The sequence below is a fragment of the Eikenella glucosivorans genome, from assembly GCF_016025525.2.
Taxonomy (GTDB): domain Bacteria; phylum Pseudomonadota; class Gammaproteobacteria; order Burkholderiales; family Neisseriaceae; genus Eikenella; species Eikenella glucosivorans.
Map to the genome: position 1 here is coordinate 1 of NZ_JACSGR010000007.1, position 17,475 is coordinate 17,475.

At 58.7% G+C, this 17,475-nt stretch carries 16 protein-coding genes, 1 other RNA gene and 1 pseudogene; 10 read left to right on the forward strand and 8 right to left on the reverse strand.

Annotated features, from left to right (window positions below):
- Positions 1-141 precede the first annotated feature (141 nt).
- The gene (locus tag H9Q10_RS09245; RefSeq protein ID WP_197903685.1) at positions 142-930 is read left to right on the forward strand and encodes a hypothetical protein; all 789 of its coding nucleotides are present in this window, start codon (positions 142-144) and stop codon (positions 928-930) included.
- 267 nt (positions 931-1,197) lie between these two features.
- Here the strand turns inward: H9Q10_RS09245 and H9Q10_RS09250 are convergent, their stop codons facing one another.
- The 3 genes from H9Q10_RS09250 to H9Q10_RS09260 form a co-directional block, all read right to left on the reverse strand.
- Complete coding sequence (locus H9Q10_RS09250; protein WP_197903686.1) at positions 1,198-2,004, reverse strand: hypothetical protein; 807 nt, start codon at positions 2,002-2,004, stop codon at positions 1,198-1,200.
- 124 nt (positions 2,005-2,128) lie between these two features.
- Positions 2,129-2,575 (reverse strand): Holliday junction resolvase RuvX, encoded by a 447-nt coding sequence (ruvX, locus tag H9Q10_RS09255; RefSeq protein WP_197903927.1) that lies wholly within the window; start codon positions 2,573-2,575, stop codon positions 2,129-2,131.
- Between the two features lies 1 nt (position 2,576).
- A complete protein-coding gene (locus tag H9Q10_RS09260; protein WP_197903687.1) occupies positions 2,577-3,125 on the reverse strand; it encodes a YqgE/AlgH family protein in 549 nt (182 codons plus the stop codon).
- A gap of 152 nt (positions 3,126-3,277) precedes the next feature.
- Here H9Q10_RS09260 and H9Q10_RS09265 point away from each other — a divergent pair, with 152 nt between their 5' ends.
- The 4 genes from H9Q10_RS09265 to H9Q10_RS09280 all read left to right on the forward strand — a co-directional run bounded on the left by H9Q10_RS09265 (position 3,278) and on the right by H9Q10_RS09280 (position 8,047).
- On the forward strand, positions 3,278-4,348 hold the full coding sequence (locus H9Q10_RS09265) for a threonine aldolase family protein (RefSeq protein ID WP_238480186.1): 1,071 nt from the start codon (positions 3,278-3,280) through the stop codon (positions 4,346-4,348).
- Between the two features lie 168 nt (positions 4,349-4,516).
- A complete protein-coding gene (gene gpmI, locus H9Q10_RS09270) occupies positions 4,517-6,037 on the forward strand; it encodes a 2,3-bisphosphoglycerate-independent phosphoglycerate mutase (RefSeq protein WP_197903688.1) in 1,521 nt (506 codons plus the stop codon).
- Between the two features lie 63 nt (positions 6,038-6,100).
- Positions 6,101-6,694: a manganese efflux pump MntP gene (locus H9Q10_RS09275; RefSeq protein ID WP_197903689.1), complete on the forward strand. Its 594-nt coding sequence runs from the start codon at positions 6,101-6,103 to the stop codon at positions 6,692-6,694.
- 21 nt (positions 6,695-6,715) lie between these two features.
- Positions 6,716-8,047 carry a murein hydrolase activator EnvC family protein gene (locus H9Q10_RS09280; protein ID WP_197903690.1) on the forward strand — a complete coding sequence of 444 codons (1,332 nt, stop codon included), beginning with the start codon at positions 6,716-6,718 and terminating at the stop codon, positions 8,045-8,047.
- A 121-nt stretch (positions 8,048-8,168) separates the two neighbouring features.
- On the opposite strand, the pseudogene H9Q10_RS09285 reads toward H9Q10_RS09280, so the two are convergent.
- Positions 8,169-8,279, reverse strand: a pseudogene (locus H9Q10_RS09285) (IS5/IS1182 family transposase); the annotation flags it as partial.
- 59 nt (positions 8,280-8,338) lie between these two features.
- Between H9Q10_RS09285 and H9Q10_RS09290 the strand changes: the two are divergent.
- The 3 genes from H9Q10_RS09290 (at position 8,339) to H9Q10_RS09300 (ending at position 11,694) form a co-directional block, all read left to right on the forward strand.
- Positions 8,339-9,223, forward strand: a complete 885-nt coding sequence (locus H9Q10_RS09290; RefSeq protein WP_197903691.1) for a hypothetical protein — start codon at positions 8,339-8,341, stop codon at positions 9,221-9,223.
- A gap of 311 nt (positions 9,224-9,534) precedes the next feature.
- Positions 9,535-10,977 (forward strand): S41 family peptidase, encoded by a 1,443-nt coding sequence (locus tag H9Q10_RS09295; protein WP_197903692.1) that lies wholly within the window; start codon positions 9,535-9,537, stop codon positions 10,975-10,977.
- Positions 10,978-11,163: 186 nt separating this feature from the next.
- On the forward strand, positions 11,164-11,694 hold the full coding sequence (locus H9Q10_RS09300) for an inorganic diphosphatase (protein ID WP_197903693.1): 531 nt from the start codon (positions 11,164-11,166) through the stop codon (positions 11,692-11,694).
- A gap of 251 nt (positions 11,695-11,945) precedes the next feature.
- Here H9Q10_RS09300 and dxs read toward each other — a convergent pair whose 3' ends face one another.
- Positions 11,946-13,817 (reverse strand): 1-deoxy-D-xylulose-5-phosphate synthase, encoded by a 1,872-nt coding sequence (gene dxs, locus H9Q10_RS09305; protein ID WP_197903694.1) that lies wholly within the window; start codon positions 13,815-13,817, stop codon positions 11,946-11,948.
- Positions 13,818-14,065: 248 nt separating this feature from the next.
- Between dxs and rsgA the strand changes: the two genes are divergently transcribed.
- Both rsgA and H9Q10_RS09315 read left to right on the forward strand, forming a co-directional pair.
- On the forward strand, positions 14,066-14,941 hold the full coding sequence (gene rsgA, locus H9Q10_RS09310; RefSeq protein ID WP_197903695.1) for a ribosome small subunit-dependent GTPase A: 876 nt from the start codon (positions 14,066-14,068) through the stop codon (positions 14,939-14,941).
- A gap of 185 nt (positions 14,942-15,126) precedes the next feature.
- Complete coding sequence (locus H9Q10_RS09315; RefSeq protein ID WP_067589793.1) at positions 15,127-15,321, forward strand: hypothetical protein; 195 nt, start codon at positions 15,127-15,129, stop codon at positions 15,319-15,321.
- Between the two features lie 49 nt (positions 15,322-15,370).
- On the opposite strand, the gene ffs is transcribed toward H9Q10_RS09315, so the two are convergent.
- The 3 genes from ffs to H9Q10_RS09330 all read right to left on the reverse strand — a co-directional run bounded on the left by ffs (position 15,371) and on the right by H9Q10_RS09330 (position 17,350).
- Positions 15,371-15,468, reverse strand: an RNA gene (ffs, locus tag H9Q10_RS09320) — signal recognition particle sRNA small type.
- Between the two features lie 306 nt (positions 15,469-15,774).
- Positions 15,775-16,644 carry an endonuclease/exonuclease/phosphatase family protein gene (locus tag H9Q10_RS09325; protein WP_218042274.1) on the reverse strand — a complete coding sequence of 290 codons (870 nt, stop codon included), beginning with the start codon at positions 16,642-16,644 and terminating at the stop codon, positions 15,775-15,777.
- A 157-nt stretch (positions 16,645-16,801) separates the two neighbouring features.
- On the reverse strand, positions 16,802-17,350 hold the full coding sequence (locus H9Q10_RS09330) for a carboxymuconolactone decarboxylase family protein (protein ID WP_197903696.1): 549 nt from the start codon (positions 17,348-17,350) through the stop codon (positions 16,802-16,804).
- Between the last annotated feature and the right edge of the window lie 125 nt (positions 17,351-17,475).

A 17,475-nucleotide genomic window follows, 5' to 3' on the forward strand; every position in this document is an offset into this window, starting at 1 on the left:
GCGATACGCCGTTTGAGGTGTTGCAGGCTTATTTTTCTCAACCTGTGGTGTAAACAACGCGGTTATTTTCTACACTTGAAGGCTACCTGAAAAACCGTTTACCATCCGCCCTCACCACACGCCACACCAAAAGGAAACGACATGAAATCCCACATCCCCACCTCCCTCTTTATCGCCGCAGCAGCTGCCTTATTCTGGGCGCAGTCTGCCGCCGCCTGCTCGCCCAACCTGCCCAACTACGGCAACTGCATCCGCCAGCAGCAAGACGCGCAACGGCAGCAGCAGATACACGGCGCGCAGCAACAGCAACCCCATCACTCCCGGCAGCAGCGCGAACAGCAAGCCACACGCCCGCCACGCCCCCTCACCGCCGAAGAAAGCCGCATCCTCGACATCGCCCTCAACGGCGACCCCAACGCACCCAAAGGCTGCAACCAGGCCATGCCCGACGGCCGCCTCGCCTGCTGGGATTATTCAAGCCACACCGACACCGTATCCTTCCACCACGTCTCCCCGCACACCAGCGCCGAGCATTGCGCCAGAGACCCTCGCCGTTGCAGCCAACACGGCCTGCAATACACCTACGGCAAAAGCGGCCGCCTGCGCCAAATCCAAATCTACGACCGCAGCATCATCCTAAAAGGCGAAAATACCTACGCCTTCCTCCCCGACGGCAGCGTTCAAGTGTTCGACCACAAAAGCAACAACGACACGGCAAACTTCAATCAAACCTACACCATCCCCGCTAACGAAGCCCTGCGCCGCCTTGGTCTGCAGCGCAGCATACTCAACCTCGGCCGCCTCACCGCACAGCCCCGCCGGCTCGCCGCCCAAGCCGCACAACTGCCCGCCGGCTGCACCGGCACCGCCGAAAGCAGCTCCCGCTCCGCCATGTGTAACATCGAGCTATTGTGGAAAAACGGCAGATAACACCACTGCCCGCGCATGAAAAAGGCTACCTGAAAATGTGTGCTTCGTTGAATCGCCTATTTTCAGGTAGCCTTTTTTGGCCGCAAAGCGGCACCTATTGCCTGCAAGCCGGTCTGGCAACGGCTTTCATATGCGCCAACCGGCAACACCAACCGCGAGAGCAAGCAATTGCCCCGCCTGCTGCAAATATTTTCAGGTAGCCTCAAAGCATGGCAGCGTGCTTACCCTCATCCGGCGCGACAATAAATGCTGCATATTACTCATGCCCTATGGATCGATAACCACCATCCTATCTTCACGCAAGTTATAAAAGTAAATTAATCCATCTGATGTATCTACCCTAACAACTGTATCTGGTTCAGATAGTATTTTTAATATTCTATCCCTTTCCTGCTGTAGCTTCCTATCAGACAAAAATCTATGATATTCTTCCCCAAATCTACTTCCAGTATACGCTCTTAACAATGAGTCTTCCTGTCGTCTCATTGTAGATATGCATCCTTGCATATTCCAAAGGTTACTAGGTATAGACTGACTTCCATTATCAATCTGAGGAATAAACTTTGTATTTCCATCTATCTGATTACGATAAGCTAGAAAATTATTTAAGTATCGTATTGGAAACCATAATGTTCTAAATTCTCTTTTCTCAGGATATATTATTCCGCTATATTTAATTTCCATCCATTTTTGACTGCCACTTTCATCTTGATACGTTGGAAAATTATATTTATTTCCCAATCTGTTATTTAACTCACTAACCAGCTCTTGTTGATTATAACTTCTAACCTCATTCGTCAATTTGTAGCTATAAATTCCACATTCAACATAAGGAGGATTTCTTGTATCATTCGGCGAATCACTCTCGTAATCCTTCACCTGAAACGAATACACTGGCCTGTCTAACATATAAATATCACTATATTTCCCTATTACAGGAGCTACTAAAAAAAATTTAAACTTCGTATCAATTCTGCTCGTCGGCTGGATCTCGCCTATCATTTGCCAGAACACGAAAATCGTTCCGATTATAAGCAATACAATTAGTTTAGTAGGTTTATCTTGTTTTGCCATCTTCCGCATAACTCCATATTCCAGTTCTATTCTGAAATCAGCCACATATAGGCTACCTGAAAATTATCTTTCCCCTTATCTCCCCGTGGCAGCCCACATTTTCAGGTAGCCTGTCGCCCTACCGCTAGCCGTGGAATTCTTCCACCCAGCCGCCTTCGAAAAAACCCTGCAAAATCGCCTGCGCGGCCACTTGGTCGAGCGCAGGCTTTTGTTTGCGGCCGCGCAGGCCGGCTTCGTTGAGCAGGCCGGAGGCATAGAGGGAGGTGAGCCGCTCGTCGGCCCAATACACGGGCAGGCCGAAGCGGCCTTGCAGGCGGCGGCCGAAACGCCGTGCCAGGCGGGTGAGCTCGTGCTCGCTGCCGTCGGTGGAGAGGGGCAGGCCGACCACGAGCTGCACGGGCTGCCATTCGCGGATGAGCACGGCGATGGCGGCGAATTTGCTGTTGTTGTCGGCGCCGCTGACGGTGGCGAGCGGGTGTGTGATGCCGAGCTCGGCGTCTCCCTGTGCCACGCCGATGCGGGTTTCGCCGAAGTCGAAGGCGAGGGTGGTGCCGTGGGGGATGGGCGGGATATCAGGCATGGCCGCCGGTGCGGATGAGTTGTTCGGGAGCGATGTTGAGCAGGGAGAGGGCGGCGTGGTAGCGCTGGTCGGTGGGCAGCTCGAACAGGATGTGTTCGTTGGCGGGCACGGTGAGCCAGCTGTTATCGGCCAATTCGCGCTCGAGCTGGCCGGCTGTCCAGCCGGTATAGCCCATAAACAGGAGCGCCTGCTTCACTTGCTGTTCGTCGTGCAGGTGGGGGAGGATGTCGCCGGAGGAGGTGAGGGCGAGGTGATCGTTGATGGCGATGCTGCTGAGCCAGTTGCCCACGGGGGTGTGCAGCACGAAGCCGCGGTCGGTTTGCACGGGGCCGCCCATCAGCACGTATTCGTCGGCAGGGCGGATGGGCAGCTCTTGCTGTTGGGCGGTGAGCACTTGGCGCAGCGGCAGCGGCGAGGGTTTGTTGATGACCACGCCCATGCAGCCTTCCGCCGAATAGGAGCAGATGTAGACCACGCTTTCGGCAAAATAGTGGTCTTGCATATCGGGCATGGCGATGAGGAAGTGGTTGCTTAAATCCATGATGGCTCGGCGTGTGTGGGGAAATGCTTCGATTATATAGCGGTTATGCGCGATTTAATACTGCGCTTTGGTGTGGGCTGCTAATTTTCAGGTAGCCTGCCGCGCATTTGAGGCTACCTGAAAATTAGCGCTCCACCCGCCGCCGCTTTATAATGCAATTCCGACTCTTTACAGAAAGCCCCTCCATGCCTTTATTCGGTAATGACTACCTCGCCGGCTGCCACCCGGCCATCCTCGAGCGCCTCGCCGACACCAACCTCGAGCAAACCCCAGGCTACGGCCTCGACCCCTATTGCGAATCCGCCCGCGCCAAAATCCGCGCCGCCATCGGCAGCACAGAAGCCGACGTGCACTTCCTCGTAGGCGGCACGCAAACCAACGCAACCGTCATTGCCCACATCCTGCGCCCGCACCAAGGCGTGATCGCCGCCGAAGAAGCCCACATCTTCGCCAATGAAGCCGGCGCCATCGAAGCCACCGGCCACAAAGTCCTCGCCCTGCCCTCAGCCGACGGCAAACTTGGCGCACAGCAAGTGCAGGATTTCATCGAAAAATACTACACCAGCAGCAACATTAAAGAGCACATCGTCCAGCCCGGCATGGTATACATCACGCAGCCCACCGAGCTCGGCACCGTATACAGCCGCGCCGAGCTTGCCGCCCTCGCGCAAGTGTGCCGGCACCACAGCCTGCCCCTTTTTGTGGACGGCGCCCGCCTCGGCTACGCCCTTCATCCCAACGTAAGCGACGTGACGCTTGCCGATCTCGCCGCACTAACCGATGCCTTCTACATCGGCGGCACCAAATGCGGTGCCCTGTTCGGCGAAGCCGTCGTCATCACGAACGATGTCTACAAACCCCATTTCCGCGCCATGATGAAGCAACGCGGCGGCCTGCTCGCCAAAGGCCGCCTGCTCGGCATCCAGTTCGACACCCTGTTTACCGACAACCTGTACCAAACCATCTGCCACGGCGCCATCGCCCACGCCCGCCACATCCGCCAGGCCTTCGAAGCGCGCGGCATCCCCTTCTACGGCACCTCCGCCACCAACCAGCAATTCCCCATCCTGCCCGAAGCAGCAGCGACGCGCTTCATCCGCGACTTCGGTTTCGCCGCCTACTGGCCGGCGGAAAACGGCCGGCAAACCGTGCGCTACTGCACCAGCTGGGCCACCACCGAAGCAGACGTGGCAACCCTGTTGCGCGCCATCGAGAGCCTGTAACGCCGCCAGGCGCAGCAAAGGCTACCTGAAAACAAACGCAGCAATTTCCTGCGGAGCGAACCTATTTTTCAGGTAGCCTTCCATTTCCCAGCCCTCCCGCCCCACATTCAATTCCCACCCAATCCGCTATATAATCACCCCATCCCTGATTATCTGAAGCGCACACCCATGACCCCGCTCACCAAACCCATCGTCCTCCTCATCCTCGACGGCTTCGGCCACCGCATCGAAGGCGACGACAACTCCGTCCTCCTGGCCCGCACCCCCAACCTCGACCGCCTCCAAGCCCAATACGCCTACGGCACCATCGATGCCTCCGAGCGCATGGTCGGCCTGCCCGCCGGGCAGTTCGGCAACTCAGAAGTCGGCCATCTCAATATTGGCGCCGGCCGTGTGGTGGCACAAGACATCACCCGCATCGACATGGCCATCGAAAACGGCAGCCTCGCGCAAAACCCCGCCCTCACCGCTGCTTGGCACACCCCCACGAAAACCGTCCACCTGCTCGGCTGCTTCTCCGACGGCGGCGTGCACAGCCACATCGAGCACTTCTTCGCCGTGGCCGATGCCGCGCTGGCCGCCGGCGTGCACAAAATCGTGTTCCACCCCTTCCTAGACGGCCGTGACACCCCGCCGCAAAGCGCCGAAGGCTACCTGAAAAGACTGCAAAGCTATTGCGGGCAACACCCGCAAGTGCACGTGGGCAGCGTGATCGGCCGCTTCTTCGCCATGGACCGCGACAACCGTTGGGAACGCGTGGAACAGGCCTACCATGCCCTGTTCGGCCAAGCCAAATTCCAAGCCGCTACCCCGCTGCAAGCCCTCGCTGCCGCCTATGAGCGCGGCGAACACGACGAATTCGTGCAGCCCACCGTGATCGATCCCGCCTGCACCCTGCACGACGGCGATGCCGTCATCTTTATGAACTTCCGTGCCGACCGCGCCCGCGAGCTCACCCAAGCCCTGCTGTTTGACGACTTCCAAGGCTTCGAGCGCCGCCAGCGCTTCCGCCCCGGCTACTTCACCTCGCTCACCAGCTACGGCAAGCAATATGATTTCCCCGTACTCTTCGCCCAAGAAAGCATCCGCAACGGCTTGGGCGAATACCTCTCTTCTCAAGGCATCAGCCAGCTTCGCATTGCTGAAACCGAGAAATATCCGCATGTTACCTACTTCCTCAGCGGCGGCCGCGAAGAGCCCTACCCCGGCGAAGAGCGCATCCTCGTGCCCTCGCCCAAAGTCGCCACCTACGATTTGCAGCCTGAAATGAGCGCGCCGCAGGTGTGCCAACACATCCTCGACAGCCTTGCCGCCAAACGTTTCGATGTGATTTTGTGCAACTTTGCCAACGGCGACATGGTCGGCCACAGCGGCGTGCTAGCCGCCACCATCAAAGCCGTGGAAACGCTGGACGACTGCGTGGGCAAAATCGTGGCCGCCGCGCAGGCAGCGGGCGGCGAAGTGCTGATTACCGCCGACCACGGCAACTGCGAGCAGATGTTCGACCCCGCCAACGGCCAGCCGCACACCCAGCACACCACCAACCCCGTGCCCTTCCTGTATGTCGGCCGCCCCGCCCGCATCAAATCCGGCGGCGCATTGAAAGACATCGCACCCACGCTCCTGGCCATGCTCGGCCTGCCCAAGCCGCCCGAAATGAGCGGCGAGAGCCTGATTGAGTTTGCTTGAGCGCGTAGAACGCATAACCAGCAAAAGGCTACCTGAAAATTTCAGGTAGCCTTCCCGCCCACCATGAGCTTCCTCACCATCCTCGCCCTCGCCTTCGGCATGTCGATGGACGCCTTCGCCGCCGCCATCGCCCAAGGCGCCGACATCGGCACCCCCAGCCGCCGCGGCATCCTGCGCACCGCCGCCATCTTCGGCGGCGTGGAAACCATCACCCCGCTCATCGGCTGGGCACTCGGCTCTGTGGCGCAGCGCTACATCGACGACTGGGACCACTGGATCGCCTTCACCCTGCTGCTCCTGCTCGGCCTGCGCATGATCTACGGCGGATTCCGTGCCGACGATGATGTCGCAGAAAATCCCGAAAGCAGCTCACCCCTCCCCTGCCGCCGCCCGCCCGGCCGCCTCATGCTCGTCGTCATTGCCTTTGCCACCAGCATCGACTCCATGATTGTCGGCATCGGCCTTGCCTTCCTTGAAGCCAACATCCTGCTCACCGCGCTGGCCATCGGCTTCGCCACCACCGTCATGGCCGCCATCGGCATCCGCCTGGGCAGCATGCTCGGCAGCGCCATCGGCAAACGCGCCGAAATCCTCGGTGGGCTTGTGCTCATCGGCATCGGCATCTTGATATTGGCCGAACACCTGCACAGCCTGTAGTCACCCTTTTCAGGTAGCCTCATGAAACCCAGCAAAATCCTCCTGTCCGCCCTCCTGTTTATCACCCTGCCCGCCCCCGCCGCCCCCAAAGACGATCTCCAACAAGTGCAGCGCGCCATCAGCGAAAGCCACCGCAAACTCCAGCAGCAGCAAGGCGAACAGCGCCGTTTGCAAAGCAACATCCGCCAAACCCAAAACGAACTCGACAACATCCGCCGCGAGCTCGACCAGCTCACCCGCCGCCGCCAAACCGCCTGGCGCGAGCTGCAAGCCATGCAGGCCAAGCTCGACAGCCTGCAAACCCGCATCCAAGGCACCCAAGCCCAAGCCGCCCGCCTGCTCAACAGCCGCTACCGCCACCCCCAGCCCAACGCCGTCACCCTCTTCCTGCAAAACGCCGATCCCCAGCAAAAAGGCCGCCAGCTCGAATACCTGCGCCACCTCAATCAAGCCAACAGCCAAGCCCTCGCCCAGCTCCAACACAGCCGCCAAGAGCTCAAGCAGCAGCAAGACAGCATCAACCAGCAACTTCAGCGCCTTGATGCCCTCAAACGCCAGCAGCAAAACACCGCCGCCCGCCTTGGCCGCCAACATCAGCAGCAACAGCACCAACAGCAAAACCTCGAACAAGACATCAGCCGCGAAACCGCCAAACTGCAAACCCTGCGCAGCGACGAACGCCGCCTCAACGGCCTCATCGCCAGCCTCAGCCGCCGCTCCGCACAGCGCCAAGAAGCCCAACGCCAACGCCGTGCAGCCGCCGCAGCCCAACAGCGCCGCCAGCAGCAAACCTCCCGGCAAGCCCAAGCCCGTAGCAAACCCAATCCCCAAAGGCCGGTTGAAAACGAGCTCAACGAGCTTCGCCCGAACGAATCCGCCGCCCCACCACACAACACCCCCAACCCCAACGCCCTCACCGCCGAAGACCTCGCCCTGGAAGCCCCTGCCGCCCCCGAGCCGCAAAGCCAAGGCTTCAGCCGCATGCAGGGCCGCCTGCCCCGTCCCGCAGCCGGCAGCATCAGCGGCCGCTTCGGCCAGGCCCGCCCCGGCGGCGGCACCTGGAAAGGCCTCTTCATCAGCACCCCACCCGCCCCCGTGCGCAGCATCGCCGCCGGCGAAATCGCCTATGCCGCCCCCCTGCAAGGCTACGGCAACACCGTCATCATCGACCATGGCGACGGCTACCTCAGCATCTACACCGGCCTCTCACAAATCAGCGCCGGCAGCGGCAGCAGCGTGTCTGCCCGCCAAACCATCGGCCGCAGCGGCAGCCTGCCCGGCGGCGAAAACGGCCTCTACTTCGAAATCCGCTACCGCAACCAAGCCATGAACCCCTCCTCTTGGGTGAACTAACGCACCTCCATATCCAACATTCAGCTTCACAGCAACTCAGCCTTAGCGGCACTAAGGCATCATTTTCATCGAAGCTGTGTTTTCAGGTAGCTGTTGTCCCTCTTCCCAGGCTACCTGAAAAATATAGTGAATTAAATTTAAACCAGTACAGCGTTGCCTCGCCTTGCCGTACTATCTGTACTGTCTACGGCTTCGTCGCCTTGTCCTGATTTAAATTTAATCCACTATAAAAAACAGCTTCCGCGTAGACAGCCGGTTACCGCCCGTCCTGTTGCCAAAGAAAGGCACAACATGTATATCGCCCCCGAATTTATCCGCCCGTTTCCTTTGCCGGAAGACGTGTTTTCCGCCGACATCGAACGCCACACACAATTTTTCCTGCCCATCTGTTCGCTGAATTTGCGCTTCATCCAGCCCGAAAACGGCGACTACTGGGTGCATTTCGTCCAACCTGCCGATATTTACGAAGGCAGCATCGGCGAAAACACCCAGCCCTTCCACAGCCGCTACAATTTTGAAGACAGCATCTGCTTTGATGTGGACGCCAACGGCAAATACCGCTTCAGCGGCGATTGGCGTTTTTTTGATGCGGAAACCGAAATCCCCGCCGAGGTCACGGCCAAGGCGCGGGAAAAAATGGAAAAATACCAAATCAGCTGGCAGCGCGCCCTGCCCCAGCCTTACCGCATGATCGATTTTGACGGCATACGCTGCGCACGCGAACACAATCATCAGATTTACCGTTTAATAAAAGCGTTTTACCTGAAACACAGCAAGCTGCCGCTTTCGCTCTACGGCTGGGAAAAGGCCGTGGCCGATACCGGAAACTTGCAGGCAGCCCTAGCCGCATTCGAGCAATTCGACCGGGAAAACGAGCAAGAATATGTGCGGCACAATATGCCAGCCCCTTATCAAACCGAATTGTTGCAAGACGCAGGCGGCTTAAGCCCCGATTTCCAAACATGGATGCAAGAAGACGGTGTGAGCAATGTACACGAACTAATGCAACACGGTTTCGGCAATTTGTCAGACCCGCCCTTGCGCGATGACGGGCGCGTGTTCGACTACATCGGCTGGTTGGACGGCAACCGGTTTCAGGATAGCGGCTGCGATGAACTTTTCCTCTTTTTTGACCGCCACAGCAGGAAAGCCGTTATCCGTTTGGTGTACAGCTGAGAGGGCTTGGCCGCCCCGCCGGCACAACCCCATCAATTCCTGTTTTCAGGCAGCTTGCCGCACGCCCCAAGGGCTACCTGAAAACACCATCGCCAACCAAGCCCAACCACCTGCCGTATTTTTCAGGTAGCCTTTTCCACCCACAGCCGCCATTTAGCATTTATTTACCCCCACCCCCTTGCTGGAACAGGCAAATTTGCCTAAAGTTCAGCCTTTCGAGCCAAACGGCAGGCTACCTGAAACAAGATTCAGCCCTGCCGCCGCAAAGTATCCCGGCTCACCTCAGCAAATCCGAAAGACAACCATCCGCTATGTCCAACAACACATTCAAAAAAATCGCCCTCTACACCCTCGGCACCTTCACCGGCATTGCCGTGAGCCTGAGCGTGCAAAGCGTGGCCGAAACCCGCGGCCGCCAGCCCCTGCCCGTTGATTCCCTGCGCACCATGGCCGAAGTGTACAGCCAGGTGAAAGCCAACTACTACCAGGAAAAAACCGACGAAGAAATCCTCGAAGGCGCGCTCAAAGGCATGGTTTCCCACCTCGACCCGCACTCCGAATACATGAACCTCAAAGACTACGCCGACATGCAGGAATCCACCAAAGGCGAATTCGGCGGCCTCGGCATGGAAGTGGGCAGCGAAGACGGCTTCGTCAAAGTCGTCTCCCCCATCGAAGACACCCCCGCCGAGCGCGCCGGCATCCAAAGCGGCGACTACATCATCAAAATCGACGACGCCTCCACCCGCAACATGAGCGTAAACGACGCCGTCAAACGCATGCGCGGCGAGCCCGGCACCAAAATCACCCTCACCCTCACCCGCAAAGACGCGCCCCAGCCCATCGTGGTCACGCTCACCCGCGCCGTCATCAAGGTGCGCAGCGTGCGCCACGACATCATCGAGCCCGGCTACGGCTACCTGCGCATCAGCCAATTCCAAGAGCGCACCGTGCCCGCCATGGCCGAGGCCCTGCAAGAAATGCGCCGCAGCAACGGCGGCCCGCTCAAAGGCCTCGTGCTCGACCTGCGCGACGACCCCGGCGGCCTGCTCAACGGCGCCGTGGGCGTGTCCTCCGCCTTCCTGCAAAACAACCAGCTCGTGGTGAGCACCAAAGGCCGCGACGGCAAAGAAAACATGAGCCTCAAAGCCACCCCGGCCGACTACCAGATCGGCGGCGGCAGCGACCCGCTCGCCACCCTGCCGGCCGAGTTTAAAAACATCCCCATCACCGTGCTGATCAACTCCGGCTCCGCCTCCGCCTCCGAAATCGTGGCCGGCGCCCTGCAAGACCACAAACGCGCCGTGATCGTGGGCACCCAAAGCTTCGGCAAAGGCTCCGTGCAATCCGTGATGCCCCTCTCCAACGGTGGCGCGCTGAAAATCACCACCCAGCTCTACTACACCCCCAACGGCCGCTCCATCCAAGCCCAAGGCATCATGCCCGACGTGGAAGTGGCCGACAAAACCCGCCGCTATGAAAGCCGCGAAGCCGACCTCTCCGGCCACCTGAGCAACCCTAACGGCGGCAACGAAGTACGCGGCCGCGCGCTAAACAGCAACACCGAAGCCAAACCCGCTTCCGAGCCCGCCGCCAAAGAAGAAGCCGACAACAACCCCGCCACCCGCTACAAACCCAATCCGGCCAAAGACGACCAACTGCGCCGCGCATTGGAGCTCGTGAAAACCCCGCAGCAATGGCGCGCCGCCCTCGGCCAAGCCGCCACCCGCCCGGCCAAACCCATCGAGCACTAAGCATCATTAAATGCAGGCTACCTGAAAATGGTTTTTCAGGTAGCCTGTTTTATCGCGGGAACACATTCCAGCTGCATTGGAAATACATTTTCAGGTAGCCACATTCACGCCCGGCCTATAGATTATGCCGCCGATGGGCGCTATAATCCGCCCTTCCCAACCGTTTCAAACACAAAGGAAAACACAATGGCAGATTTCAACCAAATCCTCGACGCCGGCGACGTAGACGGCGGCATCATCAACGTAGTCGTGGAAATCCCCCAAGGCTCCAACCAAAAAATCGAATGGGACCGCAAACTCGGCGCCATGAAGCTCGACCGCATCGAACCCCAAGCCTTCGCCAAGCCCACCAACTACGGCTTCATCCCGCAAACCCTCGATGAAGACGGCGACGAGCTCGACGCCCTCATCATCACCGACCTGCCCCTGCCCACCGGCATCTACATGGAAGCCAAAGTAATCGGCGTGATGAAATTCGTGGACGACGGCGAAGTAGACGACAAAGTCGTGGTCGTGCCCGCCGACGACCGCCACAACGGCAACACCATCAGCACCCTGGCCGACCTGCCGCCGCAGCTGATCAAACAAATCGAATTCCACTTCAACCACTACAAAGACCTGAAAAAACCCGGCACCACCAAAGTCGGCCACTGGGGCGACATCGAAGAAGCCAAAGCCGTGATCCGCGAAGCCCAAGCCCGCTGGAAAGCGCAATAAACTTTCAGGCTACCTGAAAAAAACCAAACCCGCCGTTCTGAAAGAACAGCGGGTTTGGTTTTAGCCCAAAGGCTACAGAGCATGCCGGCAAACCACCCAGCATCCTCGTCTGGGTTTCAACACACAGCTGCGTGCAATCAGCACACCTCCTTCACCACACAGTAAAAGGCTACCTGAACGCGAATGCAGCAAGTTTCTCCGCAGCCAAATTTTTCAGGTAGCCTTTTGTCTATTCTCACAAGCTTACGCTGCTATCCCTGCCACTCGGACACCCGCGCCGCTATCTTGGCTGCACTTAAGCCCAAGTCGTCCAATAAGATGGCGGGGTCGCCGTGGCCGGTTACGATGTCTTCGATGCCCAACAGCAGCACGGGCAAGCGGCAGCCCTGCTTGGCCAGCACCTCCAGCACCGCGCTGCCCGCGCCGCCCTGTACCGCGTTTTCCTCAATGCACACCAACCGCTGATGGCTGGCAGCCAGCTCGGCAATCAGTGCTTCATCTAACGGCTTCACAAAGCGCATATCGGCCACTGTCCAATCCGCTTCTTCCGCCGCCTGCAAAGCGGGCTGCACCATACTGCCGAAGGCCAGCACGGCGGTGTGTTTGCCCTGTCGCCTCACTATGCCCTTGCCCAGCGGCACGGTATCCAAGCCGCCCGGCGAAGCGGTGCTGCCGCTGGCGCCGCGCGGGTAACGCACGGCAGCGGGGCCGTCCAGCGCGTAGCAGGTGGAAAGCAGCAGGCGGCATTCTTCGCCGCTGCTGGGCGCGGCCACCACCATATTGGGGATGCAGCGCAGGAAGCTCAAATCATAGGCACCGGCGTGGGTGGGGCCGTCGGCACCCACAATGCCGGCGCGGTCAATAGCAAACAATACCGGCAGGTTTTGCAGCGCCACGTCGTGCACCAATTGATCATAAGCACGTTGCAGGAAGGTGGAATAAATCGCCACCACGGGCTTCACGCCGCCGCAGGCCAGCCCGGCGGCAAAAGTAACGGCGTGCTGCTCGGCAATGCCCACGTCGAAATAGCGTTCGGGAAAACGCTGCTCGAATTCCACCAGCCCGCTGCCTTCGCGCATGGCAGGCGTGATGGCGACTAGTTTGCCGTCTGCGGCGGCCTGGTCGCACAGCCATTGGCCGAAAATTTGAGTATAGCTCAAGGGCGCGGCGGCGCCGCTCACCGGACCTTGGTCGGGATTGAATTTACCCACGGCGTGAAAGCCCACCGGGTCGTTTTCGGCCAGCTTATAGCCCTGCCCTTTTTGAGTGAGCACGTGCAAAAGCTGCGGGCCTTTGCGCTGTTTCATTTCTTTGAGCACGGCCACCAGCTGCAGCACGTCGTGTCCGTCCACCGGGCCGGTATAGCGGAAGCCGAAGTTATCAAACAGGGAGTCAGGCCGTTTGCGCGACCCGTCGAGCACACTTTTAAGGCGTTGTTCCACTTTCTGTGCAATGTGCAGCGCGCCGGGCAGTTTGTCGAGCACTTTTTCGGATTTGTGCTTGATGCTGCGCAGGGTGTCGCGCCAGTCTTTGGCTTGGCTGCCGGCAAGGTATTTGGGGAAGGCGCCCACGTTGGGAGAAATCGACATTTCGTTGTCGTTGAGGATAACGAGCAGGTCGGTGTCCATGTCGCCGGCATTGTTCAACGCTTCGAAAGCTTGGCCGGCGGTCATGGCGCCGTCGCCGATCACGGCCACGCTGCGTTTGAGGCTACCTGAAATTTTGTCGGCCACGGCCATGCCCAATGCGGCGCCGATGGAAGTGGATGAATGACCAACGCCGAAGTCGTCATATTCCGATTCGCAGCGTTTGGGGAAACCGGCTAGGCCGCCATATTGGCGCATGGTGTGCATGCGGTTACGGCGGCCGGTGAGCACTTTGTGCGGGTAGCTTTGATGGCCCACGTCCCAAATCAGGTGGTCGTTGGGCGTGTCATACACGTAATGCAGTGCCACAGCCAGCTCCACGGCGCCCAGATTGCTGGCGAAATGACCGCCGGTTTTGCTGATGCTGTCGAGCAGGAAGCTGCGCAGTTCGGCTGCCAGCTGTGGCAGCTGGTCTTCACGCAAACGGCGCAAATCCTGCGGGTAGTCGATGGTGTCGAGAAGCGGCGTGGCTGTCATGGTGTGGCGTTTCCCCGTTAGTTTGGGATAATTTAGTCGGGATAGATAAAACAGGATTATATAGCCATTCCGCCCGGCACGGCAGGCATATAGTAGATGATTAAGCTATCTTTCGGCCTGCCTTACCGTACTACTTGTCTGTTTACGGCTCGCTTCCTGGCCTGATTCCTCATTTGGAGCAGCTATGATTGGCAGCAGCACAGCAAAGCTTGATATGATGCCGCTTTACCCATCCGCCACCATCCGCCATGACCGACACCGCCCAAATCATCACCAGCTACGGCCGCCGCTTCATCGTGCGCACGCCGCATGGTCAAACCTTCGATGCCACCACCCGCAAAAAGCGCGTGGACTTCGCTTGCGGCGACCAGGTGCACATCACACCGGTAAACAGCGAGCAGGCGGTAATTGAAGATTTTCTGCCGCGCCGCAGCCTGCTCTACCGCCAAGACGCCTGGAAAACCAAGCTGATTGCCGCCAACGTGAGCCAGCTCTTGATTGTGCTGGCCGCAGTACCCACGCCCAGCGAGCCGCTGCTGCAACGCGCCCTGCTCGCGGCGGAAGCAGCCGGCATACGCGCCGTTATCGTGCTCAACAAAACCGATTTACCGGAAACAGCGGCATGGCGCGGCAAACTGGCTTTCTACGAGGGCTTGGGCTATCCCGTGCTGGCCGTCAGCGCCGTGCGCGATGCTGCCGCCCTGCTGCCGGTGTTGCATGGGCAAACCAATATCCTGCTCGGTCAGAGCGGCATGGGCAAATCCACCCTCATCAACGCCCTGCTCGGCCAAAGTATTGCCCGCACCAACGAAATCTCCAGCGCCCTCGATTCCGGCAAGCACACCACCACTCATGCCCAACTGTATGATCTGGATAACAAAACCTGCATTATCGATTCCCCCGGCCTGCAGGAGTTTGGCCTACATCACCTTCAGGTAGCCTCTCTATTGCATTATTTCCCCGATATGCGCCAGCTCATCGGCCAATGTAAATTCCACAACTGCACCCACCGTCAAGAACCCGGCTGTGCCGTAAAAGCCGCCGCCGAAGCAGGTCTCATCCGTGCCGACCGCCTCCAGCTTTTGCAGCAGCTCACCGACGAATTGTCTGTTAAAAAGTGGTAATAACCTGATTAAAAATACTTTATTTACCTGCAACATTGTATTTACATTGCCCCGCCTATCTTTACCTTTCTCAAACTTGCGCAAACAAAACAGATAATTTACTATCCATCCATCAGGCAATCTATCGGATAACATTGATGAATTATCCGTTCTGCCAAGAATAGCTACTAAAAGAGAGGTAAATCATGACAAAAAAAACCACCAACTACGTCGTTACCATTGCCGATGCAATGAATGCCAGCCGCAGCCGTCAAGTATTGCTGCAACTGCCGCGCGAAGAAATCCGCTACCTGAATCAGGCCGAATTTAAAAAATTTGTGGCGGAGAAATGCAACGTCAGCTCGCTGAAGATCCATTCCATCGAGCGCTTCTACAAATAAGCCAACAAACAAAACCGCTCCGGCAGCAACCGGAGCGGTTTTTCTATGGGGTGGCGAGCCGGAACCCCGGCACTGCCGGATTCGGGATGGGCTGCTTGCTTCCGCACCTGACCCCTTGTCCCAAACCTGCATGCGGGGAGACCCGCCATAGAGAACGCGGATTATACGTAGCCCCTGCCGATTTGCCAAGCCGAAACTGCTCAAGGCTACCTGAAAACGATGTTTCCGAAGGAAGCTGAGTTTCTGCGAAGCTAAAACGATGTCTTGCCGCTGCCAAGGCTGAGTTTCTGCGGAGCTAAAGCGTGAGCTTCAACGCAGTTAAAACGAGCGAAGCGAAGTATCTGCGAAACCAGACCCGTTTATTAAGCGCCAAATTTTTCAGGTAGCCTCAATCCAAACAAAGGCTACCTGAAACAAGGCTTCAACAAAGTTCAAACCGTACGCAACCCACGCTCAACGATACTCCACCCGTAGCGCCCGATGATCCGAATGCCGCCACGGCAAAGGCTGAGCCGACAGACTCAAATTTTTCGCCAGCGCATGATCGATATTCAGCAAAAACGGCCGCCACGTCGGCGTGAAATAGCGCATGGCCGGCACCGCGCCGCTGGTGCGTACAAAACGGCGGAACAACGGCGAAAACGGGCTGCTGTTGAAATCACCCACCGCCAGCGCGCGCGGTTCGGCAGCCAGCGCAGCGGCCGTTTCGGCCAGGTAAGCCTGCCGTGCCGCTGCCAGCTCGCTGCTGATGGGCGGCGGCGGGTGCAGCGCGTAAAGCGCCGTGCCGTCTGCCGTTTGGGCGCGGATATAGGGGTAGTCGCCGATCATGCGCACTTCGCAGGCAGCCAGCGGCGCGCGGCTCCACACCGCTAATGCAAACGGGCTGTGCTCGCGGCGCTCGCAGCCGTGCGGGTAAGCACCATGCAAAGCCTGCCAGCCCGCATCATCCAAATTGATTTCGCCCAAAGCCAGAATATCCGCCCCTTCCGCCAACAGCGCCGCACCCTCTTCGGCCGCCGCCGGATTGTCCAAGTGCACGTTGTACCAAATCATCCGTATGCCACCCGCTGCCGGCTTGGGCAGGCCGAAAGGCTGTGCCAACCACAGCAGCGATGCCGCCGCACACCCCAGCCACAGCCCGCGCCACCGCCGCTGTGGCCACAGCGCCGCCAACACAAACACCGCCGCATAATACGGCAGGAAATGGCTGAACAACTCCGCCAGCCAATGCAGGCCGCCGAGCTGCCCGGCAATCACACCCGCCAAACTGAGCAGCGCGAGCAGGTGCAAACGACGGCGGAGAAAGGCAAGAATTTTGTGCATACGCAATTCGGTGAGAGAAAACGTTTCAGACAAAGCCCTATTATCCGGCAAACAGGCTACCTGAAAAAGCATGGGTGCAGGCGGGCAAAAGAAACAGCCGGAAAGCAACGATGCGTTTTCCGGCTGTTTGCCCGATTTTCAGGTAGCCTCAAGCGGCTTAGGCATAATCCTGCAATTCAGGGTTGATGTCGCTTTGCGCCAGGTTGTTGGCGTAGTTGCACAGGGTGGCCAGCGCCACGCCCATCACCACTTCCACCGCCTGCTGTTGGTTGTAGCCGGCGGCGAGGAAGGCTTGCAGTTCGGCATCGGATACCGCGCCTTTTTTCGCCATCACGGCTTGGGTGAAGGCGGCCAGGGCGGCGAGTTTGGCATCATCGAAGCCGGCCGGGTTGAGCGCGCGCGAGGCTTGGATGGCCTGCTCGGAAAGCAGCTTTTTCAGGGTGGCGATTTTGGTGTGGCCGGCCACGCAAAAACCGCATTCGTTGGTTTTGGCGGCGATAATCTGCACCACTTCCACTTCGCCCGGGGTGAGGCTGTTGGCGGCATTGAGCTTGCCCACTTCCTGATAAAACGCCAGGGCTTCGGGCGCATTGGCCAGCACGCCGATGAGGTTGGGGATGAAGCCGTTGGCCTTGAGCGCGGCTTCCACGCGCGGCTTGGCGGCTTCGGGGGCGGTTTCGACGGTGTGGACGGGTAAACGTGCCATGTTCGGGTTCCTTTATGTGTGGTTGGAAAAACGGAATTGTAGCGGAAAGCGGGCGGGAGGCTAAATAACCGATTGGCTGCGGTATAGAACCGTTGGGAATATGGCCGCATGGCCTGCCCGGGCGC

Excerpts from the sequence above, each read along its gene's own strand:
- H9Q10_RS09290 (WP_197903691.1), top strand. The coding sequence starts at position 8,339 with ATGTATATCGCCCCCGAATTTATCCGCCCGTTTCCTTTGCCGGAAGAC.
- H9Q10_RS09315 (WP_067589793.1), top strand. The coding sequence starts at position 15,127 with ATGACAAAAAAAACCACCAACTACGTCGTTACCATTGCCGATGCAATG.
- H9Q10_RS09245 (WP_197903685.1), top strand. The coding sequence starts at position 142 with ATGAAATCCCACATCCCCACCTCCCTCTTTATCGCCGCAGCAGCTGCC.
- H9Q10_RS09280 (WP_197903690.1), top strand. The coding sequence starts at position 6,716 with ATGAAACCCAGCAAAATCCTCCTGTCCGCCCTCCTGTTTATCACCCTG.
- rsgA (WP_197903695.1), top strand. The coding sequence starts at position 14,066 with ATGACCGACACCGCCCAAATCATCACCAGCTACGGCCGCCGCTTCATC.
- H9Q10_RS09300 (WP_197903693.1), top strand. The coding sequence starts at position 11,164 with ATGGCAGATTTCAACCAAATCCTCGACGCCGGCGACGTAGACGGCGGC.
- H9Q10_RS09295 (WP_197903692.1), top strand. The coding sequence starts at position 9,535 with ATGTCCAACAACACATTCAAAAAAATCGCCCTCTACACCCTCGGCACC.
- H9Q10_RS09330 (WP_197903696.1), bottom strand. The coding sequence starts at position 17,350 with ATGGCACGTTTACCCGTCCACACCGTCGAAACCGCCCCCGAAGCCGCC.
- gpmI (WP_197903688.1), top strand. The coding sequence starts at position 4,517 with ATGACCCCGCTCACCAAACCCATCGTCCTCCTCATCCTCGACGGCTTC.
- H9Q10_RS09265 (WP_238480186.1), top strand. The coding sequence starts at position 3,278 with ATGCAATTCCGACTCTTTACAGAAAGCCCCTCCATGCCTTTATTCGGT.
- H9Q10_RS09250 (WP_197903686.1), bottom strand. The coding sequence starts at position 2,004 with ATGGCAAAACAAGATAAACCTACTAAACTAATTGTATTGCTTATAATC.
- H9Q10_RS09260 (WP_197903687.1), bottom strand. The coding sequence starts at position 3,125 with ATGGATTTAAGCAACCACTTCCTCATCGCCATGCCCGATATGCAAGAC.
- H9Q10_RS09325 (WP_218042274.1), bottom strand. The coding sequence starts at position 16,644 with ATGCACAAAATTCTTGCCTTTCTCCGCCGTCGTTTGCACCTGCTCGCG.
- H9Q10_RS09275 (WP_197903689.1), top strand. The coding sequence starts at position 6,101 with ATGAGCTTCCTCACCATCCTCGCCCTCGCCTTCGGCATGTCGATGGAC.
- dxs (WP_197903694.1), bottom strand. The coding sequence starts at position 13,817 with ATGACAGCCACGCCGCTTCTCGACACCATCGACTACCCGCAGGATTTG.